The organism is Gemmobacter sp., assembly GCF_046292685.1.
Classification (GTDB): domain Bacteria; phylum Pseudomonadota; class Alphaproteobacteria; order Rhodobacterales; family Rhodobacteraceae; genus Wagnerdoeblera.
The window spans coordinates 1-20068 of record NZ_JBKBQM010000011.1 but is presented as its reverse complement, the minus strand read 5'-3'; the positions used below and the strand labels follow the sequence as shown (position 1 = coordinate 20068).

Sequence of the window (20068 nt, the reverse complement as noted above, 5' to 3'; positions counted from 1 at the left end):
ACGCATGACCCCGCCCGTGGTGGCGCTGACCTGCGGCGAACCGGCAGGGATCGGCGCGGAACTGGCCGTGAAGGCGCGCGCGGTGCTGCGGGCGGATGTGCCCTTTGTCTGGATCGGCGACCCGGCGCACTTGCCGCCCGGCACGCAATGGGCCGAAGTTGCCGCCCCCGCCGAGGCTCTTGCGGTAGCGCCCGGAACCCTGCCCGTGCTGGTGCACCGTTTTGCCGGCGGCCCGGCCGTGCCCGGGCGCCCCGACCCGGCCCATGCGCAAGGCGTGATCGAGGTGATTGCCCGCGCCGTGGCGCTGGTGCAGGCAGGCGCGGCTTCGGCCGTCTGCACGCTGCCGATCCACAAGCAGGCCTTGCAGCAAGGTGCGGGCTTTGCCTTTCCGGGCCATACCGAATACCTCGCGCATCTGGCGGGCGGGGTGGATGTGGTGATGTGCCTGGCCTCGGAGACGCTGAAGGTGGTGCCCGCCACGATCCACATTCCGCTGGCCGAAGTGCCGCGCGCCTTGACCCCGGCGCTGCTGGAGCGGACGATCCGCCTGACCGACCAGGGGATGCGGCGCGATTTCGGGCTGGCGGCCCCCCGCATCGTCGTGGCGGGGCTGAACCCCCATGCCGGCGAAGGCGGTGCCATGGGGCACGAGGAGCAGGCGTGGATGGCCCCGATGGTGGGGCGGCTGGCCGCCGAGGGGCTGGACGTGCGCGGGCCGCTGCCGGCCGACACGCTGTTCCACGCCCGGGCGCGCGCCGGCTATGATGTGGCGGTCTGCGCCTATCACGATCAGGCGCTGATCCCGATCAAGACGCTGGCCTTCGACGAAGGGGTGAACGTGACGCTGGGCCTGCCGTTCGTGCGCACCTCGCCCGATCATGGCACGGCCTTCGACATCGCGGGGCGCGGGGTGGCGCGGCCGGAGTCGGTGGTGGCCGCGCTGCGGATGGCGCAAGGCATGGCAGCCGCGCGGCAAGGCCGGTGACCCGGGTGCGGGGGGGCGCTGCCCCCCTCTTGGCGCGCAGGCGCGCCAATTCACCCCCCGGGATATTTGGATCAAGGTGAAGGACAGGAGCAAGAGGGCATGGCGACGATCGATGGCTTGCCCCCCTTGCGCGAGGTGATCGCGGCGCATGGGCTGGTGGCGAAGAAGCAGCTGGGGCAGAACTTTCTGCTGGACCTGAACCTGACCGCCAAGATCGCGCGCGCGGCCGGCGATCTGGCCGGGGCGGATGTGCTGGAGGTGGGGCCGGGTCCGGGCGGGCTGACGCGCGGGCTGCTGGCCGAAGGCGCGCGGCGCGTGCTGGCGGTGGAAAAGGATGCGCGCTGCCTGCCGGCGCTGGCCGAGATTGCCGCGGCCTATCCGGGGCGGCTGGAGGTGGTGCAAGGCGATGCGCTGGAGGTCGATGCGGCGGCGCGGTTGACCGCGCCGGTCAAGGTGGTGGCGAACCTGCCCTACAACGTCGGGACCGAGTTGCTGATCCGCTGGTTGACGCCGCCGGTCTGGCCGCCGTTCTGGCAGAGCCTGACGCTGATGTTCCAGAAGGAAGTGGCCGAGCGGATCGTGGCGCGCCCCGGGTCGGACGCCTATGGCCGGCTGGCGCTGCTGGCGCAGTGGCGCTGCGATGCGAAGATCGTGATGGTGCTGCCGCCCGAAGCCTTTACCCCCGCCCCCAAGGTGCATTCTGCCGTGGTGCATCTGGTGGCGCGGGCCGAGCCGCGCTATCCGGCCGATGCGCGGGTGCTGGAACGGGTGGTGGGCATGGCCTTCAACCAGCGGCGCAAGATGTTGCGCTCGGCGCTGAAGGCGCTGGGGCCGGGGATCGAGGCGCAGTTGCAGGCCGCGGGCATCGCCCCCACGCAGCGGGCCGAGGAAATCGGGCTGGAGCAGTTCTGCGCGCTGGCACGAGTGGTGGCGCAAGGCGGCTGAGCGGCCGGCCCGGGTTGCCCCGGGCCGATCACGTGCAGGCTTATTCGGCGGCGGCGCTGTCGGGGCCGGGTTCGGATCCGGGCTCCTTGGGTTTGCGCGGCGCGCGCGGGCGGCGCGGCTTGGCTGGCGCGTCGCTTGCGGGGTCGGCCGCGACCGGGGCGGCGGGCGCCTCGGGGGTCGGTGCGGGTTCGGGCTGCGGGGCGGCCGGCGCCGGGGCGACGGCAGCCGGGGCGGGCTTTGCCTCGGTCACGGTCGGCAGGGGGGTGGATTCGGGTTCGGCGACGACCGGCTTCGGCTCGGGGCGCGGCGCGGTTCGGGGCGCGGCTTCGGCCGAGGGCGCCGCTTCGGCGACCGGGCGGGGGGCTTCGTCGCGGCGCGGGCGATCATCGCGGCGGCGGTCGTCGCGGTCGCGGCGCGGATGGTCGGAACGGGGCTGATCGGGGCGCGGCGGGCGCGGACCTTCGGACGCGCGGTTGTCCGAGCGGTTGTCGTTGCGTTCGGCAGGCCGGTTGTCCGGGCGGCGGTCGCCGCGAGGCGGGTTCTGCGGATGCGGTGCCGGGCGCGGCGGCGGTTCCTGGCGGGCCTCGGGCGTTTCCACCAGGCCGCTGTCGGCATCGTCGGTCACATCGGCAAAGCCGAACACCGGAACCGGGCCGATATCGGGCTGCTCATCCTCGCGTTCGTCGCGGCGCGGGGCATAGCCGCCGCGGTCGCCGCCCTGGTTCGGCTGGCCGTTGCCGTTCGGTCCCTGGCCCTGGCGGCGCTGGTCCTGTTCGGCCGCCATTTCGCGCATCGCCTCGCCCAGCATGCGGGTGTAGTGTTCGGCATGCTGGAGGAAGTTTTCGGCCGCGACGCGGTCGTTCGACAGCTGGGCATCGCGGGCCAGCGTCTGGTATTTCTCGATGATCTGCTGCGGCGTTCCGCGCACCTTGCCTTCGGGCCCCGAGCTGTCGAACACCCGGTTGACGATGTTGCCGATGGAGCGCGGGCGGTTCTGCTTGGAACGCGAGCGGGACTTGGAGGATCTCATGTGTCCTGGATTCCGGCCTTGGTCTTGTCCCGACCCGACCCCTGCGGCGGGGCGGCTAGGCCCCCGGTCTTCAGGCAGGTACGGGTGTGGGCTTTGCGGGTGTATCGTGCGGGGGGGCGAAACCGCCCCGCCTTGCAACACCGCTGTCAAAGCACGCGGCGCGCGGCGGGGCAAGGGGTTTCTGGCGATTTTTCGCCCGAGACGGCATTTTCCCGCCGCCTCGTGCGCGGCATCAGGGGGCGCGGGCCAGCACCACCCGGTCGCGCCCGTCGAGGTCGGGGCGGACCGAAACCCCGGCAAGCCCGGCGTCGCGCATGAGGCCCGCAACCGCGGCCCCCTGGGTTGGCCCGATTTCCAGCAAGAGCCGCCCGCCGGGGGCGAGGTGCCCCGGCGCCTGCGCCGCGATGCGCCGATAGGCGGCCAGCCCGTCGGCCCCGTCGGTCAGCGCCAGGTGCGGCTCGTGGTCGCGCACCTCGGGCGAAAGCCCGGGCATTTCGGCCAGCGCGATATAGGGCGGGTTCGACACGATCAGGTCGAACTGCCCTGCGACGTCGGCGCACCAATCCGAACAGCGAAAGGCGGCGCGCCCGCCAAGCCCCAGCGCCCTGGCATTGCGTTGCGCCACCTGCAAGGCGGCCGGGGAGACATCCACCCCCAACCCGGTTGCCCCGGGCCGGTCGGCCAGAAGGCTGAGGAGGATGCACCCCGACCCGGTGCCAAGGTCCAGCACGCGCGAAAACGGCTCGGCCAGCGCCAGGGCGACAAGCGCTTCGGTTTCGGGGCGGGGGTCCAGCACATCGGGGGTCACGGCAAAGCGGCGGCCCCAGAACAGCCGCTGCCCGGTCAGGTGCGAAACCGGCGCGCGCCGTGCACGGGCGGCCACCAGCGCCTCGAACCGGGCCAGCGCCTCGGGCACCAGGGGATCGGCCATGCGCAGCGTCAGCCGGTCGGGCGGCAGGCCGCGGGCGTGGGCCAGCAGCAGGCGGGCGTCGCGCGGCGCATCGGGCACCCCGGCGGCTGTCAGCCGGGCGCTGGCCGCGCGCAAGGCGAGCGTCCAGCTCATGCGCCCAGTTCGGCCAGCTTTGCCGCCTGATCGTCGGCCACCAGCGCATCGATGACCGCCGAAAGGTCGCCGTCCATGATCTGCCCCAGCGCGTAAAGCGTCAGGTTGATGCGGTGGTCGGTCATGCGGCCTTGCGGAAAGTTGTAGGTGCGGATGCGTTCGCTGCGGTCGCCCGAGCCGACCTGCGCCTTGCGGTCGGCGGCGCGGGCGGCATCCCTGGCACTGCGGTCGAGGTCATAGAGCCGGGCACGCAGCACGGCCATCGCGTTGGCGCGGTTCTGGTGCTGCGACTTTTCCGAACTGGTGACCACGATACCAGTGGGAATATGGGTGATGCGCACCGCCGAGTCGGTGGTGTTGACGTGCTGCCCCCCTGCCCCGCTGGACCGCATGGTGTCGATGCGGATGTCCGAGGCGGGGATCTCGATGTCCACCTCCTCGGCCTCGGGCAGGACGGCGACGGTGGCGGCCGAGGTATGGATGCGCCCGCCCGATTCGGTTTCCGGCACGCGCTGCACCCGATGCACGCCGGATTCGTATTTCAGCCGCGCAAAGACGCCCGGGCCGACGATGCGCACCACCGCTTCCTTCACGCCGCCAAGGTCGGTGGGCGTCAGGTCCAGCACCTCGAATTGCCAGCCCATGCGCTCGGCATGGCGCTGATACATGCGCAAGAGGTCGCCGGCGAACAGGGCCGCTTCCTCGCCGCCGGTGCCGGGGCGGATTTCCAGGATGGCCGGGCGGGCATCGGCGGCGTCCCTGGGCAGCAGGGCCACGCGCAGCGCCTGTTCCATGGCAGGCAGGCGGGCGCGCAGGCCGGGCAGCTCTTCCTCGGCCAGGGCGCGCATCTCTGGGTCGGCCAGCATGGCCTCGGCCTCGGCGATGTCGGCGCGGGCCTGTTTCCAGGCGGCGATGGTGGCCACAACGGGGGCCAGTTCGGAATGTTCGCGCGACAGGGCGGCAATTTCGGCAGGGGCTGCGCCGGCGGCCAGCCGCGCCTCGACAAAGTCGAAGCGCTGCACGATCTGGTCCAGCTTGTCGGCGGGCAGCATCAGGCGGACGCGGTCTCGGCCGCCCAGTCGCGCAGGCGCGCGACATAGCGGGCCAGCGTGTCGATTTCCAGGTTCACGCGGTCGCCGACCGCGACGCGGCCCCAGGTGGTGGCGGTTTGCGTATGCGGGATGAAGTTGACGCCGAAATCGGTGCCCTCCACCTCGTTCACCGTCAGCGATGTGCCGTTCAGCGCGACCGAGCCCTTGGGCGCGATGAACCCGGCCAGCGCCCGCGGCGCCCGGAAGGTGACGCGCAGGCTGTCGCCTTCCGGGCGCACGGCCACCACCTCGGCCACGCCATCGACATGGCCCGACACGATGTGCCCGCCCAGTTCGTCGCCCACCTTCAGCGCGCGTTCGAGGTTGAGCCGCTTGCCCGCAGGCCAGCCGCCGGCACCGATATTGGTCTTGCTGACGGTTTCGGCCGAGATTTCCACGTCGAACCAGCCGCGCGGGTCGGTGCCCTTGGCAATGACGGTCAGGCAGACGCCGTCGCAGGCGATCGAGGCGCCAATGTCGATGCCCGCGATATCGTAGCCGGTGCCGATGCGGGCGCGGATGTCGCCGCGCCGCTCGGTTGCCAGAACCTCGCCGATGTCGGTGATGATGCCGGTGAACATGCCCGCCCCCTGTCCCTTCGTTGCGCCCCTTCCCTAGCCCAAGCCGCCGCACGATGGAAGCACCGCCAGAGCGCCGCGGCTTTGCCGCACTGTTGCCACGCGGTGCTGCCAGATTGCGCCGGAAACGGATTGTTTCCGCTTGCCTGTCAGCATGGCGGCAAGGCAAGCAAGGCCGAAAGGGCAAGCAATGACCACGGGCAACAGACTTTCCGGCACCAGCCCCGGCAACGGGCGACGGTTCCTGATGCTGCAGGGGCCGCACGGGCCGTTCTTTGCGCTGCTGGCCGCCATGCTGTGCAAGGCCGGGGCGCAGGTGTGGCGCGTCGGCTTCAACATGGGCGACCGGGTGTTCTGGCGCGACAGCGCCCGCTACATCGCCTGGCGCGGCACGCCCGAGGCCTGGCCCGCCGGCTGCGCCGATATCCTGGAACGCCACGGCATCACCGACCTCGTGCTGTATGGCGACACGCGCCCGATCCATGCCCAGGCGGTCGCACTGGCCAGGGCGCGCGGCATCACCGTGCATGTGTTCGAGGAAGGCTACCTGCGCCCCTACTGGGTCACCTACGAACGGGGCGGGTCGAACGGGCATTCGCGGCTGATGCAGCTGACGCTGGCGCAGATGCGTGCGGCCCTGGCCAATGCCGACGACGACATCCCCGATGCGCCGGCGGTCTGGGGCGACTTGCGCCAGCACGTCTTTTACGGTGCGCTTTACCATTTCTTCGTGATGACGGCGAACCGCGGCTATCGCAACTTTCGCCCGCACCGCAGCGTGCCGGTGGTGCGCGAGTTCCGGCTGTATCTGCGCCGCCTGCTGCTGATGCCCCTGCACCGGGTCGAACGCTGGTGGGCCACGCGCGCCATCCGGAATGGCGGCTTTCCCTATCACCTGGTGCTGCTGCAACTGGAACACGATGCAAGCTTCCGGTCGCATTCCAGCTTCGGCTCGATGACGGAATTCATCGACCTGGTGCTGGAAGGTTTCGCCCGCGGCGCACCCGACCACCACCACATCGTGTTCAAGGCCCATCCGCTGGAGGACGGCCGCGCCGCGATCGAGGCGACCATTGCCCGCAGCGCGCGGCGGCTGGGCCTGAGCCAGCGGGTGCATTACGTGCGCGGCGGCAAGCTGGCGGGGCTGCTCAACCACGCGCGCACGGCCGTGACGGTGAATTCTACCGCCGCACAGCAGGCGCTGTGGCGGGGGCTGCCGCTCAAGGCCTTCGGCCGCGCGGTCTACAACCTGCCCGAGTTCGTGTCGGACCAGCCCTTGCCCGAATTCTTCGCCCAGCCGCGCCGCCCGGACGCGCGCGGCTACCGCGATTACCGCCGGTTCCTGCTGGAAACCAGCCAGATCGTCGGCGGTTTCTATTCCGCCCGCGGGCGGCGCGAGCTGTTGCGGCAGGTGGTGGACATGATGCTGGCGCCGCAAGACCCCTACGACGCCTTGATCCAGGGGTGCGCGGCACCACGGCAACAGTTGCGGCTGGTGAACTGACGGGCGACCTGCAGGGTAGATCGACCGGAAACTTTGCTGTAGGTTTGACGCAAAACACCAAAAAGGCAGTTCCGAAAAGGAGCCCGAGCAGTGAACATGATGATGTCCCGCGGGGCCAGGTATCTGGTCCTTGCGACTGTTGTGGCGAGTGTTGCAGGCTGTGGCCTGCCCCGTTCCGGCCCCAACAAGCGCGAAATCTTTGCCTCCAGCGTGCTTCAGCAAGGCGACGCCTTTGTCGTCGCGGTCAACGACCGGGTGACACGCGCCACTTCGGTGATCCCCGACCTGAGCTTTCCGCAGTCGTTTGCCGCGGCGGGCCGGATCGGCGCCGACACGATCAGCGCCGGCGACGTGCTGAACCTGCAGATCTTCGAAAACGTCAAGGACGAACCGCTGCTGTCCACCGCGGGCGAGCGGGTGTCGGTGCTGACCGACGTGCAGGTCGACGACAAGGGGTATATCTTCGTGCCCTATGCCGGGCGCATCAAGGCCGCCGGCCGCACCCCCGACCAGCTGCGCGCCGCGATCACCAAGGAACTGGATACCCAGACACCCGACCCGCAGGTGCTCATCAACCGCGTGGCCGGCGACGGGTCGGCGGTGTCGGTGTCGGGCGGGGTTGCGGGGCCCGGCGTCTATCCGATCGAACGGCCGACGCGGACGCTGTCGGGCATGCTGGCACGCGCAGGCGGGGTTGCCATCGAACCGGCGGTGGCGCAGGTGCGCGTGACGCGCGGCAAGACCACGCGCAAGGTCTGGTTGCAGGATCTGTACGAAAACCCGGCGCTCGACATCGCGCTGCGGCCCGGCGACCGGATCGTCGTCGAACAGGACCGCCGCGCCTTCGTGGCGATGGGGGCCACCGGCACCCAGACCCGCGTGCCCTTCGACACCCAGACCCTCAGCGCGATCGAGGCCATCGCCCAGGTCGGCGGGCTGAACACCAACCTGGCCGACCCGACCGGGGTCTTCGTGTTCCGCAACGAACCCGACGTGATCGCCAACAAGGTGCTGGGCCGCAGCGACCTGACAGGCGATCAGCGCATGGTCTATGTGCTGGATCTGACGCAACCGATGGGCATGTTCCACGCCCGCGATTTCGTCGTGCGCGATGGCGACACCGTCTATGTCACCGAGGCGCCCTTCGTGCAGTGGTCCAAGACCATCAATGCCATCACCGGCACCGCGACGGCGGCGGATTCGCTGGCCACGGTCGGTTCGGGCACCGGCAACTGAACCGGTCAAGGGGGCGGCCTGTGCCGCCCTCCGTGCCCGGCCCGGGCAAAGCGCGCCGGGCACAGAGAACCGGGGGCCGGCGGTTGCGGCCCTTCCCGGCTCGCCACCGGATCACAACGCCTGCAACCCCAGCCGGATCGCCCGGTTTTCGCCCCGCCGCAACACCCAGTGCCCCAGCCGGCGCGCAAGCTCGGGGTGCTTGCGGTCCACCGCGCGCTGGAACAACTCGCGCTGATAGCGGGCGAAATCGCGCCGCGCCCGCAACGCGGTGTAGAACTGCGCCGCCGTCAGCGTGCCGTCGAGCGCGCCCAGGATGATCGGGTTCAGGATGCCCATCTGGTGCAGGCTGGACCCCAGCCGGTGCCCCATCAGCGGGGTGCGCAGTTTCAGCACATTCGCGCCCGCAAAGCGGTCGGCATGGGCGGCATCCAGCGGCTCGTAAGGGTCGTAAAGCAGCGTAACCCGGCGCGCACCGTGCGAAACCTGCGCCGCATCGCCGTAGGGGCCGGAAAAATCGCGGTCCCACGCCACCTTGTAGCGGGTTTCCCAAGGCACCACCGCCTTGTCCAGCGTCGATTGCGGCGAAATCGCCACCACATCCGCCCCCGGGCAGGCCGGCGAAAACGCCGCCGCCGCATAGCCGCCCATCGAGGCGCCATAGAACACCACCCGACCGAAGCGGGCAAAGAACCCTTCGTCGCGCAGCCGGTCGAACTGTTGCCAGACGAACGGGTCGCGGTACCAGGTCCAGCCGTTCGCCATCACCCCCAGCATGGACCAGCCCTGTTTCTCGATGAACTCGAAGCCCCAGGGCCGCCGCTCGGCCCGCTTGTTCATGGCGATGTCGAGGTTGTCGAAGGTCACCACCAGCGTTTCGGTCCCGCGCGGGATGAACAGAAACGAATGCGCGCCGCCTTCGCGGAAAAACCCTTGCGGGCCGGCAAGCCCGCGCGCGAGTGCGGCCCATTCCGGGTCGGCCGGCGCGGTTTCCGCGGGCGGGTTCGGGGTGAACAGGATGCGGGTGATTTCCACCTCGCCCTCGTTGCGGGTGGACAAGGGCACGTTGCTGCCCCGCCCGCGCAGAAACGGAAACGCCCCCGACCCCTTGCGCACGTCCAGCATCAGGCGGCTGTCGGCGTGCAGGCAGCGGTCCAGCACCGGCGCAAGGTGCTTGATCTTGTGCACATCGCCAAAGCCCGACAGCGTGACGATCAGATCCCAGGGCCGCAGGCCGCCCGTGTCGCGCACCACGCGCACCTTGGCAGCGGGCACCCCTTGCGCGGCCAGTTGCGCGCGATAGGGCCCGACCCAGGGGCTTTCCTGCGCAGGAAAGCTGCCGTTCGCGTCCAGGTCCACCAACACGATGTCGCAGTCCCAGCGGGCGTGGGCGGCCAGCGCCAGCCCTTGTGCCGTGCCGCCGATGTCGGCAAAGGTCGCCACGTCCTTCAGCCCGATCCGGTCCAGCAGACCCGCATCGAACACCAGCTTGCCCCGCCCCTTGATCGGCGCGGCTTCGGGCACGATGCCGTGCCGCTGCACCAGATGCGCCAGATAGCTGCCTTCGGGCGGCAGGCCGCCAAAGCGCAGCCCAAGCTCGCGCTTGTTCGAGGCCCAAAGGTGCAGCGCGGTGGTGTGCGGCGTCAGCATCCCCTCAACCACGGCGCGGCGGCGCAGGAACTTCGTGCGCTCGGGAAAGGGCACGGGGTAAAAGGCATCCAGCGGCTGCACCTGCCCCGCAAGCCCATGCGCCTGCACGAAATGCGTGACCATCATCGGCCCCCAGACCCCCCAGGGCTGCTGGCTGACATGCACCGGGGTTCCGGCCGCGGCGGCGGCACGGTATTCGGCCTGCAGCCTGGGCTTCAGGAACGGCGGAATGGCAAAGCGGTCGGCGGTGAAGGCCAGCATGTCGGCCAAGATCGCGCTGTCGGACGGCAGCCCCAGCACGGCGTTGTTGACGCGCTGGCTGCCGGGCAGTTCGTAGCCCAGCACGACATCGTCGTCATAGTCCATCGGGCGGTGGCAATAGACGTCGGTATCCACCCAGATCATGCCGGGGCATCGGTGCACCATGTGCAGGCGGAACAGGTCGGCGAACAGGGCAAAACTGTCTTTCCGCTCGTATTTGATGAAGTCGTCGGTATCGAGAATCTCGCGCCCGTCGCGGCGGATCACGCCGGCGGGCACGTTCGGGATATCCTCGTAGGAAAACAGCGTGATGCGCTGCCCCTGATCGACAAAGGATTTCAGGCACAGCTGTTCCAGCCAGCTCAGCGCCCCGCCGATCCACAGCGTTCCGACTTCGCGCACCCGGGCCATGCGTTCCTCGTTCTCTTGCCGCATTGTTTCCTGCGGCCAGCAATGAACCGAGTTTCTGGCCGAATTGCGGCAGAACACCAGCATAATTCGCCGGCCCCGCGGGCAAAGGTTTTGCGCGACCGCGCGCATGTGCTATCGCGGGCACAAGGTTCGGCGGCAGACCGGGCGGTGGGTCAAGGGGTGCAGGAATGGGGCAAGAGGCAAGCGTGCTGCGGCGGCCGATGCAGGCGCAACTTCTGGCCGAGGGGCTGGCCGCCTTGGATGCGGTGGCCGAACCCGGCGACCCCGGGCGGTTCCGGGTGTTTCTGGCCAGCGGCACCGACCGCGGGCTGCTCGATCCGCTGCCCGGCCCCGCCCGGGCCGAGGCGCTGGAACTGCGCGAGGTGGGGGGCGGCATCCTTTACGATGCGCGCGGGCCCAGGGTGCTGGCGCTGGCCGCAGGGGGCGGCGCCGAGGTTGCCGCAACCTCGCACGAACGCGGATTGCTGGCCGGTCGCAACGTCCTGCTGGGGTTTCGCATCGACGAACCGGCGCAGACCGTGGCCGAATGGCTGACCTGGCATGTGCGCCGGCACGGCGCCGACGGCGCGCTGATCGTGAACCGCGCGCCGCCGGAAACCGGGCACGCCGCCTTTGCGCAGGCGTTGTCCGATGCGCTTGGCGACCTGCCGGTGCGCGTGGTGCTGGTGGAACCCGACGTTCCCTTGGGCAAGCCGGGGCTTGGCCCCGAAAGCCACCCGTTTCTGGCCCCCGATGCCCCGGGCAAGGACCGGATGCCGGTGCCCGCCCCCGACCCCTGGCGCGCCCCCCTGGGCGAAGGGCTGGTGCTGGAGGCGTTGAAGTGGCGCTATCTGGCCGAGGCGCGCGCGGTGCTGCTGCTGGACCCGTGCGACATCCTGCCCCCCCGCGATGCAGGGGCGCCTTCGGCATTCGATCTGTGCCGCGCGGCACGGCAGGGGGTGGTGTTTCTGGTCGGCCACCGCATCTACCCCTGGCGCGTGCGCACCGGCCAGCCCGCCCGCTTCGGCGACCACATCTGCCGTCAGTTCGACGCCCGTCGCGGCATCGCACGCTGGGGTGTCGCCCCCGACAAGGCCGGGCTGGACAACACCTGGCGCGGCTCGCGCGTCAGCTACGCCAAGCCCGACCCGGGCGTGGTGGTGCCCTTTCTGCGCGCGATGGCCATTCGGGTGCCCGGGCGGTCGTCGGCCGAACTGGCGCCCAAGACCTCGCTGATCGAGGATCCGGCGCTGATCGCCCTGGCCGAGGCGCTGGACTGGAAGCCGGTACGCGCCCCTGCAAGCGCCATCCGGGCCGAGCGCACCATCGGCAACCGCACCGCCATCGTCACCACGATGAAGAACGAGGGCCCCTTCATTCTGGAATGGGTCGCCTGGCACCGCGCCATCGGGGTGCAGGATTTTCTGGTCTATACCAACGATTGCACCGACGGCACCGATACCTTCCTGATGCTGTTGCAGGACAAGGGCATCGTGCAGCACCGCGTCAACCCCTGGCAACCGGGGGGCGAGCTGAAGCCCCAGCACGCCGCGCTTCAGGCCGCCGAATCCGAACCCGTGATCCAGAACGCCGACTGGGCGATCTGCATGGATGTGGACGAATTCATCAACATCAAGCTGGGCGATGGCCGGCTGCCCACGCTGTTTGCCGCGATGGAGGCGGCGCTGCCGGGCGCCAACATGATCTCGCTTACCTGGCGGCTGTTCGGCAACAGCGATGTGGACGGGTATGAGGACCGTTTCCTGCTGGACCAGTTCGTGCTGTGCGCCCCCGAGGTGGTGCGCAAGCCGCATCAGGCCTGGGGCTTCAAGACGCTGTTTCGCAACATCGAGCTTTACAAGAAACTGGGCGTCCACCGGCCCAAGGGGCTGAAGCCCGACCTGTGGGACCAGGTGAAATGGCTCAACGGGTCGGGCAAGCGGATGCCGAAGGAGATGTTCCGCAACGGCTGGCGCAGCACGCTGGAAACCTATGGCTACGACTGGGTGCAGCTGAACCACTATGCCGTGCGGTCGGCCGAAAGCTTTCTGGTGAAACGCGACCGCGGCCGGGTGAACCACGTGGACCGCGACCAGGGCCTGCACTACTGGTTCCGCATGAACCACAATGTGGTGGAGGATCGCAGCATCCAGGCCCGTATCCCGTTGCTGCAAGCCGAATGGGACCGGCTGATGGCCGACCCCGACATCCGCGCCGCGCACCAGCGCTGCGTGGCCGCCCACAAGGCCAAGATCGCCGAGTTGCAGGCCCGCCCGGAACAGGCCGCCTTTCATGCCGAACTGACCGGGCCACGAATGCGCCGCCTCTCGCGCCTGACGCCGCATTTCGGCTCGGCGGTGTTCAACGCCGGTCCGCAGGTGGTGCCCGACGAGATTGCCCTGGCCGATTCCGTGGCGCCCGGGTTCTTCTTTACCGTGCAGCACGAAGGCGGGGCGGCGCATTAGCGCCCGGCAGGCATCGGCCGCAAAGCCCGTCCCGGGCTTGACCCGGGACCTCCGGCCCTCGGCGGCGGGACGATCCGGCCAGAGGCCCCGGCACAAGGCCGGGGCGGGGTCAATCCTCGTCGGCGGGCAATCCGGCGCCGCGCGCGATCAGCCGGGTCATCAGCGCGTCCAGATGCGCCACCGCCTCGGGGCCGAGGTCGGCGCGCAAGGCCGCATCGTAGCGCAGCGCCTGGCGGCCCAGATCCTCGAAAACCTCGGCGCCGCGCGCCGTCAGCGACAAGATCTCGGCCCGTCGGTCGGTAGGGTCAGGCGCGCGGGCCAGCAGGCCGCCGTCCTCCAGCGCCGCCACCGCGCGGCTGACCTTGGTCTTTTCCATATGAGAAATCCGGCAGATGTCACGCGCCGTCATGGCGCCGAACTTGCCCAGGTTGGCAAGCACCCGCCACTGGGTGCGCGTCAGGCCATAGGCGGCGCGATAGGTGGCCTGGAAATCGCGCGAGGTCGCCTCGGCCGCCTGGTTGAGCAGATAGGGCAGAAAGCGTTCGAGATCGAAGGCGGTTTCGCGCATCGCGGATGTCCTGCCGGCAGCGGATTGGCGCGGCCTGCCGGAACATTCCTGCAGGCCTGCCACATCTTTGCTTGACTTTGTTGCGAATGCAACCATTATCCGGCGCCATCAGGTTCCGAAGGCAGGACAAGGAGGGATCCCATGACCAGCCACGCGCTTCCCGCCGGCATGGTGCGCGCCGCCACCCAAACCGGCACAACGGACGGCTACATGCCCGGCTTCGGCAACGACTTCGAGACCGAGGCCCTGCCCGGTGCCTTGCCGCAAGGCCAGAACAGCCCGCAGAAATGCAACTACGGGCTTTATGCCGAACAGCTTTCGGGCTCGGCCTTTACAAAGCCGCACCCCGAACGCACCTGGTGCTATCGCATCCGGCCCAGCGTGAAGCACACCACGCGCTTTCGCCGCATCGACGTGCCGTTGTGGAAATCGGCGCCGCATGTGCTGCCCGATGTCATCAGCCTTGGCCAGTATCGCTGGGATCCGGTGCCCCATGCCGCCGAACCGCTGACCTGGATCACCGGGATGCGCACGGTCACGACGGCCGGCGATGTGAATACCCAGACAGGCATGGCGGCGCATGTCTACCTTGTGACCGAATCGATGCGGGACGAATATTTCTATTCCGCCGATGGCGAGTTGCTGGTGGTGCCGCAGGAAGGGCGGTTGCGATTCTGCACCGAACTGGGGGTGATCGACCTCGAGCCCAAGGAAATCGCGGTGCTGCCGCGGGGGCTGGTCTATCGCGTCGAGGTGCTGGAAGGCCCCTGCCGCGGCTTCGTGTGCGAGAATTACGGCGTGCCCTTCACCCTGCCCCACCGCGGGCCGATCGGCGCCAACTGCCTGGCCAACCCGCGCGATTTCAAGGCCCCCGTCGCCGCCTTCGAGGACCGCGAGGCGCCAAGCCGCGTGATCCTGAAATGGTGCGGGCAATTCCATGAAACCGCCATCGGGCACAGCCCGCTGGATGTGGTGGCCTGGCACGGCAACTATGCGCCCTACAAATACGACCTGCGCACCTATTCGCCGGTGGGGGCCATCCTGTTCGACCACCCGGACCCCAGCATCTTTACGGTGCTGACGGCGCCCAGTGGGCTGGAGGGGACGGCAAACATCGACTTCGTGCTGTTCCGCGAACGCTGGATGGTGGCCGAACATTCCTTCCGACCGCCGTGGTACCACAAGAACGTGATGTCGGAACTGATGGGCAACATCTATGGCATCTACGATGCCAAGCCCAAGGGGTTCGTGCCCGGCGGCATGTCCTTGCACAATTGCATGTTGCCGCACGGGCCGGACCGCACTGCCTTCGAAGGCGCCTCGAACGCGGCGTTGAAGCCGGAAAAGCTGGACGAGACCATGAGCTTCATGTTCGAGACCCGCTTTCCGCAGCATCTGACGGAATGGGCCGCCAAGGCCGCGCCGATGCAGGACGATTACATCGATTGCTGGGCGAGCCTGGACAAGAAGTTCGACGGCACACCCGGTGTCAAATGAGGCAAGCGGGGGGTTTCACACCCCCCGCACCCCCCGTGGGATATTTTCAGACAGAAAATGAGGATGGCGTCATGCCCTTGATGCGCGCGTGGGTCGCGGCGGCCAATGAACCCGGGTGTCCGTTTCCGCTGAACAACCTGCCGTGCGGGGTGTTTTCGGTGGCCGGCGAGGAGCCGCGCTGCGGCGTGGCGATCGGGGACCGGGTGCTGGATGTGGCCGGGCTGGAGGAGGCGGGGCTGCTGGCTCTGCCGGGCGGGCCCTTGCTGGATGTGCCGTTCTGGAACGAGGTGATGGCGGCGGGGCCCGAGGTCTGGGCGGCGCTGCGGGCGCGGCTGCTGGCCTTGCTGGCCGAAGGCGCGCCCGAGCAGGCGGCGGTGGCGCCGTTCCTGCACCCGCTGGCGGAAGTGCGGTTGCACCTGCCGTTCCTGGTAAGCGAATACACCGATTTCTATGCCGGCCGCCACCATGCCACCAACGTGGGCACGATGTTCCGCGGGGCCGAGAATGCGCTTCCGCCGAACTGGTTGCACATTCCCATCGGATATAACGGGCGGGCGTCTTCGGTGATCGTGTCGGGCACGCCGGTCCGGCGGCCCTGGGGCCAGGTGAAGGGGCCGGACGAGGCGGCGCCGCGCCTTGCGCCATCGGCCCGGTTCGATATCGAGCTGGAGCTGGGCGCGGTGGTGGGGCTGCCCTCGGACGGCCCGGTGACGGTGGCCGAGGCCGATGCGATGATCTTCGGCTATGTGCTGCTGAACGACTGGTCGGCGCGCGATATCCAGGCATGGGAATATCAGCCGCTGGGCCCGTTTCAGGCCAAGGCGACGGCCACCACCATCAGCCCCTGGATCGTGACGAAGGCAGCGCTGGAGCCGTTCCGCGTGCCCACCCCGCCGCGCGAGGTGCCGCTGTTGCCGCATCTGCAGGAGCCTGGCCCGATGCTGTATGACATTGCGCTGGAGGTGGGGCTGACCCCGCAAGGCGGGCGCGAAACGGTGATCGCGCGCACGAACTACCGCGAGATGTATTATTCCGCGGCCCAGCAGCTGGCGCATCACACCACCTGCGGCTGCCCGATGAACACCGGCGACCTTCTGGGCTCGGGCACCATTTCGGGCCCGACGAAGGACAGCCGCGGCAGCCTGCTGGAATTGTCCTGGGGCGGCAAGGAGCCGATCGCGGTCGATGGCGGCACGCGCAGCTTCATCGCCGACCACGACACGCTGACCTTGCGCGGCGCCTGCACGGGCGACGGCTACACCATCGGCTTCGGCGACTGCACGGGCACGGTGCTGCCCGCGCTGGCCGACCCTTACCGGAGAGACTGACATGGCCAAGGCATTCGCCTCGCAAGGCGACCTGAGCGAAAAGACGACGAGCTTTACCGAAATCGGCGACGGGCTTTATGCCTTTACCGCCGAAGGAGACCCCAACAGCGGCGTCATCATCGGCGACGACAGCGTGATGGTGGTGGAGGCGCAGGCCACGCCGCGGCTGGCGCAAAAGGTGATCGACTGCATCCGCACCGTCACCGACAAGCCGATTTCGCATGTGGTGCTGACGCATTACCACGCGGTGCGGGTGCTGGGGGCATCCGCCTTTGGCGCGGGGCAGATCCTGATGTCGGAGGCCGCGCGCAACATGGTGGCCGAACGCGGGCAGGAGGATTGGGATAGCGAATTCCAGCGCTTTCCCCGCCTGTTCCAGGGGCACGAGAGCATTCCGGGCCTGACCTGGCCCACCACGGTGTTCAACGGGCGCATGTCGGTCTGGCTGGGCAAGCGGCGGGTGGACCTGATGCAACTGGGCCGCGCGCATACCGCGGGCGACATCGTGATCCATGTACCCGACCAGAACGTGATGTTCACCGGCGACATCGTGGAATACCACTCGGCCTGCTATTGCGGCGACGGGCATTTCCGCGACTGGGGCGGAACGCTGGACCGGATCAAGGCGTTTCAGGTCGATGCCATTGCCCCCGGGCGCGGCGATGCGCTGGTGGGCCGGGCGATGGTGGACAAGGCCATCGAGAACACCCGCGACTTCGTCGAATCGACCTTCCGGCCGGTAGAGCGCATCACCGCGCGCGGCGGCAGCCTGAAGGAAGCCTGGGATGCCGTGCGCGCGGCCTGCGACCCGAAGTTCAAGGATTACGCGATCTACGAACATTGCCTGCCGTTCAACGTCGCCCGGGCCTATGACGAAGCGCGCGGCATCGAGCATCCCCGCATCTGGACCGCGGCGCGCGATCTGGAGATGTGGGCGGCCTTGCAGGGGTAAGGGACCATGACCGCGCAGCCCTTGCAGATCGACTTCACGATGTATCCCTACGCGCGGTCGGCCGATCAGGATGCCGCGCAGCCCGTGCATCACCCGGTGATCGTGGTGGGGGCGGGGCCGGTGGGCCTGGCCATGGCGCTGGATCTGGGGCGGCGCGGCGTGCCGGTGCTGGTGCTGGACGACAACGAGGGCATCGGCGAAGGCAGCCGCGCGATCTGTTTCGCCAAACGCACGCTGGAAATCTGCGACCGGCTGGGGGCGGCCGGCCCGATGATGGCCAAAGGCGTGGTCTGGAACGTGGGCAAGGTGTTTCACGACGACCGGCTCTTGTATGAATTCGACCTGTTGCCCGAGGATGGCCACGCCTTTCCGGCCTTCATCAACCTGCAGCAGCCCTATTTCGAGAAATACCTGTTCGATGCCATCCGCGCCGAACAGGCCCGGGGCGCACCGATCGAGGTTCGCGGCCGCAACCGCGTGACGGCGGTGGACCCGGACGGCGATGGGGTAACGCTGACCATCGACACGCCGGACGGGCCTTATGCCTTGCGCACCGACTGGCTGATCGCCTGCGACGGGGCGCGCAGCCCCTTGCGCGGGATGCTGGGCCTGGGCTTTGACGGGCGGGTGTTCGAGGACAACTTCCTGATCGCCGATGTAAGGATGCAGGCCGATTTCCCGACCGAACGCTGGTTCTGGTTCGAGCCGCATTTCAAGTCGGGCGATTCGGCCTTGCTGCACAAGCAGCCCGATGGCGTGTGGCGCATCGACTTCCAGCTGGGCTGGAACATCGACCGCAAGGCCGAGCTCGACCCCGCCCGGGTGCGGGCACGGGTGGATGCGATGCTGGGGCCGGACGTGCCCTACGATCTGGTCTGGACCTCGATCTACACCTTCCAGTGCCGCCGGATGGAGAAGTTCCGCCACGGCCGGGTGATCTTTGCCGGGGATGCCGCGCATCAGGTGTCGCCCTTCGGCGCGCGCGGGGCCAATTCCGGCATCCAGGACATCGACAACCTCGGCTGGAAGCTGGCCGCGGTGATGGCCGGGCTGGCGCCCGAGCGGCTGCTGGATACCTACGAGGCCGAGCGCGTGCATGGCGCGGACGACAACATCCTCAATTCCACCCGCGCGACCGACTTCATCACCCCCAGGACGCCCGTATCGCGCCTGTTCCGCAATGCGGTGCTGGGGTTGGCCGAAACCTTGCCCTTTGCCCGGGCGATGGTGAATTCGGGCCGGCTGTCGGTGCCTTGCACCTATGACGGGTCGGTGCTGAACGGGCCGGACGATGCCGCGATGCCGGCGCGCAGCCGCCCCGGCAGCCCCTGCCCCGACGCCCCCATCCCGCAAGGCTGGCTGCTGCAGCAACTGGACGGCTTCACCCTGCTGACCATCGACGCTGCGGCCCCCGAAAGCCACGCCGCGCATTGGCTGACCGTGCCGCGCCTGGCGCTGGCCGCCAACGATGCCTTGCGCGCCCGCTACCTCGGCACCGCCCCGGGCGCCGTTTACCTGATCCGCCCCGATCAGCACGTGGCCGCGCGCTGGCAGACCTATGATGCGGCGGCGGTTTCGGCAGCACTCGCCCGCTGCCTGTGCAAGGACTGAGCCCATGGCGCTGATTACCGCGAACAACCTGAGCGATGCCGATGCCAGCTATGCCGCGCTGATCCGCGCGCACGAAGGGTTGACCGAGGCGGAAAGCCACGCGCTGAACGCCCGCCTCATCCTGATCCTGATGAACCAGGTCGGCGATGCGGCCATCATCGCCGAGGCGCTGGCCCTCGCGCGCCAGAGCGGATCCGGCCACAGGGCTTGACGTCGGCGCCCGCGCCCCCGACGCTGCGCCGCGCAACGCAAGGGAGGGCCCGATGCCGCCATTCGCCCGCTGGCGCGGCCAGACCAACGACGTGACCCGGCTGTTCCTGGCGGCCGGGCAGATTCCCGATCTCGTCAACATGGCCGGCGGCCTGCCCGACCCGTCGGTCTGGCCGGTGGACCCGCTGGCCGACCTTGCCGCCCGCGCCGTGCGCGAAACGCCGCAGGCGGCCCTTGGCTACAGCCCCATCGACGGGCTGCCGGCCTTGCGCGATGCCATCGCCGAACGGTTCAGCGCACCGGGGCTGACCCTGACCCGCGACAACGTGCTGGTGACCACCGGCGGCATGCAGGCGCTCGACCTCATCGGCAAGGTGCTGGTGGACAAGGCGGGCTGATCGCGGCGCAGACACCGACCCACCTCGGCGCGCTCGATGCCTGGCGGCCGCGCTTGCCCGCCTTTCGGCCGATGCGGCTGGAGGCTGCGGATTTCGACCCGCGGCCCGCGCTGGCCGGCGCGGCCTTCGGCTTGAGCGGTTCCCGAGCGTCGTGAATCGCGAGGGGGTTCCCATCGGGGCCGAGGCGTGATTCAGTCTGCTCGGAGCAGATGTTGGGGTTCAGGATGGGCAAACCACTTTCCATGGATCTTCGCACTCGGGCCTTGGCCGCCGTTGATGGCGGCATGA

Annotated in this window: 17 protein-coding genes; 11 read left to right on the top strand and 6 right to left on the bottom strand. The window is 69.1% G+C overall.

The genetic code is table 11. The annotated features are described in order from the left end of the window. Positions 1 to 4 precede the first annotated feature (4 nt). Both pdxA and rsmA read left to right on the top strand, forming a co-directional pair. On the top strand, positions 5 to 985 hold the full coding sequence (gene pdxA, locus ACK4S2_RS04860) for a 4-hydroxythreonine-4-phosphate dehydrogenase PdxA (RefSeq protein WP_409620911.1): 981 nt from the start codon (positions 5 to 7) through the stop codon (positions 983 to 985). Between the two features lie 99 nt (positions 986 to 1084). Next, on the top strand, positions 1085 to 1930 hold the full coding sequence (gene rsmA, locus ACK4S2_RS04855) for a 16S rRNA (adenine(1518)-N(6)/adenine(1519)-N(6))-dimethyltransferase RsmA (protein ID WP_409620908.1): 846 nt from the start codon (positions 1085 to 1087) through the stop codon (positions 1928 to 1930). Positions 1931 to 1970: 40 nt separating this feature from the next. On the opposite strand, the gene ACK4S2_RS04850 is transcribed toward rsmA, so the two are convergent. The 4 genes from ACK4S2_RS04850 to ACK4S2_RS04835 form a co-directional block, all read right to left on the bottom strand. Next, positions 1971 to 2960 carry a DUF4167 domain-containing protein gene (locus tag ACK4S2_RS04850; protein ID WP_409620905.1) on the bottom strand — a complete coding sequence of 330 codons (990 nt, stop codon included), beginning with the start codon at positions 2958 to 2960 and terminating at the stop codon, positions 1971 to 1973. Between the two features lie 232 nt (positions 2961 to 3192). Continuing rightward, positions 3193 to 4023 carry a peptide chain release factor N(5)-glutamine methyltransferase gene (prmC, locus tag ACK4S2_RS04845; RefSeq protein ID WP_409620902.1) on the bottom strand — a complete coding sequence of 277 codons (831 nt, stop codon included), beginning with the start codon at positions 4021 to 4023 and terminating at the stop codon, positions 3193 to 3195. Next, positions 4020 to 5075 (bottom strand): peptide chain release factor 1, encoded by a 1056-nt coding sequence (prfA, locus tag ACK4S2_RS04840; RefSeq protein WP_409620899.1) that lies wholly within the window; start codon positions 5073 to 5075, stop codon positions 4020 to 4022. The genes prmC and prfA overlap by 4 nt, the downstream gene beginning before the upstream one ends. Beyond that, on the bottom strand, positions 5075 to 5695 hold the full coding sequence (locus ACK4S2_RS04835; protein WP_409620896.1) for a riboflavin synthase: 621 nt from the start codon (positions 5693 to 5695) through the stop codon (positions 5075 to 5077). Before ACK4S2_RS04835 ends, prfA begins: the two co-directional genes overlap by 1 nt. A gap of 187 nt (positions 5696 to 5882) precedes the next feature. On the opposite strand from ACK4S2_RS04835, the gene ACK4S2_RS04830 reads away from it, so the two are divergent. Then, the gene (locus ACK4S2_RS04830; RefSeq protein WP_409620893.1) at positions 5883 to 7196 is read left to right on the top strand and encodes a capsule biosynthesis protein; all 1314 of its coding nucleotides are present in this window, start codon (positions 5883 to 5885) and stop codon (positions 7194 to 7196) included. A 90-nt stretch (positions 7197 to 7286) separates the two neighbouring features. Next, positions 7287 to 8432 (top strand): polysaccharide biosynthesis/export family protein, encoded by a 1146-nt coding sequence (locus ACK4S2_RS04825; RefSeq protein ID WP_409620890.1) that lies wholly within the window; start codon positions 7287 to 7289, stop codon positions 8430 to 8432. Positions 8433 to 8543: 111 nt separating this feature from the next. Here ACK4S2_RS04825 and ACK4S2_RS04820 read toward each other — a convergent pair whose 3' ends face one another. After that, positions 8544 to 10775, bottom strand: coding sequence for a hypothetical protein (locus ACK4S2_RS04820; RefSeq protein ID WP_409620887.1), 2232 nt, complete (start codon positions 10773 to 10775; stop codon positions 8544 to 8546). A gap of 164 nt (positions 10776 to 10939) precedes the next feature. Between ACK4S2_RS04820 and ACK4S2_RS04815 the strand changes: the two genes are divergently transcribed. Then, the gene (locus tag ACK4S2_RS04815; protein WP_409620884.1) at positions 10940 to 13216 is read left to right on the top strand and encodes a glycosyltransferase family 2 protein; all 2277 of its coding nucleotides are present in this window, start codon (positions 10940 to 10942) and stop codon (positions 13214 to 13216) included. Positions 13217 to 13325: 109 nt separating this feature from the next. Here ACK4S2_RS04815 and ACK4S2_RS04810 read toward each other — a convergent pair whose 3' ends face one another. Beyond that, entirely contained in the window at positions 13326 to 13784 is a 459-nt protein-coding gene (locus ACK4S2_RS04810) for a MarR family winged helix-turn-helix transcriptional regulator (RefSeq protein WP_409620881.1), read from the bottom strand. 141 nt (positions 13785 to 13925) lie between these two features. On the opposite strand from ACK4S2_RS04810, the gene hmgA reads away from it, so the two are divergent. The 6 genes from hmgA (at position 13926) to ACK4S2_RS04780 (ending at position 19780) form a co-directional block, all read left to right on the top strand. Continuing rightward, positions 13926 to 15281 (top strand): homogentisate 1,2-dioxygenase, encoded by a 1356-nt coding sequence (gene hmgA, locus ACK4S2_RS04805; protein WP_409620878.1) that lies wholly within the window; start codon positions 13926 to 13928, stop codon positions 15279 to 15281. A 71-nt stretch (positions 15282 to 15352) separates the two neighbouring features. Next, positions 15353 to 16609 carry a fumarylacetoacetase gene (gene fahA, locus ACK4S2_RS04800; RefSeq protein WP_409620875.1) on the top strand — a complete coding sequence of 419 codons (1257 nt, stop codon included), beginning with the start codon at positions 15353 to 15355 and terminating at the stop codon, positions 16607 to 16609. 1 nt (position 16610) lies between these two features. Next, positions 16611 to 17561 (top strand): MBL fold metallo-hydrolase, encoded by a 951-nt coding sequence (locus ACK4S2_RS04795; RefSeq protein WP_409620872.1) that lies wholly within the window; start codon positions 16611 to 16613, stop codon positions 17559 to 17561. 6 nt (positions 17562 to 17567) lie between these two features. Further along, positions 17568 to 19172 carry an FAD-dependent oxidoreductase gene (locus ACK4S2_RS04790; protein WP_409620869.1) on the top strand — a complete coding sequence of 535 codons (1605 nt, stop codon included), beginning with the start codon at positions 17568 to 17570 and terminating at the stop codon, positions 19170 to 19172. Positions 19173 to 19176: 4 nt separating this feature from the next. Continuing rightward, a complete protein-coding gene (locus ACK4S2_RS04785) occupies positions 19177 to 19383 on the top strand; it encodes a DUF2783 domain-containing protein (protein WP_409620866.1) in 207 nt (68 codons plus the stop codon). 52 nt (positions 19384 to 19435) lie between these two features. Next, the gene (locus ACK4S2_RS04780; RefSeq protein ID WP_409620863.1) at positions 19436 to 19780 is read left to right on the top strand and encodes an aminotransferase class I/II-fold pyridoxal phosphate-dependent enzyme; all 345 of its coding nucleotides are present in this window, start codon (positions 19436 to 19438) and stop codon (positions 19778 to 19780) included. The last annotated feature ends 288 nt before the right edge of the window (positions 19781 to 20068 follow it).

Bases quoted from the DNA above. Each gene is read 5' to 3' on its own strand.
- pdxA (WP_409620911.1), top strand. From the start codon at position 5: ATGACCCCGCCCGTGGTGGCGCTGACCTGCGGCGAACCGGCAGGGATC.
- rsmA (WP_409620908.1), top strand. From the start codon at position 1,085: ATGGCGACGATCGATGGCTTGCCCCCCTTGCGCGAGGTGATCGCGGCG.
- ACK4S2_RS04850 (WP_409620905.1), bottom strand. From the start codon at position 2,960: ATGAGATCCTCCAAGTCCCGCTCGCGTTCCAAGCAGAACCGCCCGCGC.
- prmC (WP_409620902.1), bottom strand. From the start codon at position 4,023: ATGAGCTGGACGCTCGCCTTGCGCGCGGCCAGCGCCCGGCTGACAGCC.
- prfA (WP_409620899.1), bottom strand. From the start codon at position 5,075: ATGCTGCCCGCCGACAAGCTGGACCAGATCGTGCAGCGCTTCGACTTT.
- ACK4S2_RS04835 (WP_409620896.1), bottom strand. From the start codon at position 5,695: ATGTTCACCGGCATCATCACCGACATCGGCGAGGTTCTGGCAACCGAG.
- ACK4S2_RS04830 (WP_409620893.1), top strand. From the start codon at position 5,883: ATGACCACGGGCAACAGACTTTCCGGCACCAGCCCCGGCAACGGGCGA.
- ACK4S2_RS04820 (WP_409620887.1), bottom strand. From the start codon at position 10,775: ATGCGGCAAGAGAACGAGGAACGCATGGCCCGGGTGCGCGAAGTCGGA.
- ACK4S2_RS04815 (WP_409620884.1), top strand. From the start codon at position 10,940: ATGGGGCAAGAGGCAAGCGTGCTGCGGCGGCCGATGCAGGCGCAACTT.
- ACK4S2_RS04810 (WP_409620881.1), bottom strand. From the start codon at position 13,784: ATGCGCGAAACCGCCTTCGATCTCGAACGCTTTCTGCCCTATCTGCTC.
- hmgA (WP_409620878.1), top strand. From the start codon at position 13,926: ATGACCAGCCACGCGCTTCCCGCCGGCATGGTGCGCGCCGCCACCCAA.
- fahA (WP_409620875.1), top strand. From the start codon at position 15,353: ATGCCCTTGATGCGCGCGTGGGTCGCGGCGGCCAATGAACCCGGGTGT.
- ACK4S2_RS04795 (WP_409620872.1), top strand. From the start codon at position 16,611: ATGGCCAAGGCATTCGCCTCGCAAGGCGACCTGAGCGAAAAGACGACG.
- ACK4S2_RS04790 (WP_409620869.1), top strand. From the start codon at position 17,568: ATGACCGCGCAGCCCTTGCAGATCGACTTCACGATGTATCCCTACGCG.
- ACK4S2_RS04785 (WP_409620866.1), top strand. From the start codon at position 19,177: ATGGCGCTGATTACCGCGAACAACCTGAGCGATGCCGATGCCAGCTAT.
- ACK4S2_RS04780 (WP_409620863.1), top strand. From the start codon at position 19,436: ATGCCGCCATTCGCCCGCTGGCGCGGCCAGACCAACGACGTGACCCGG.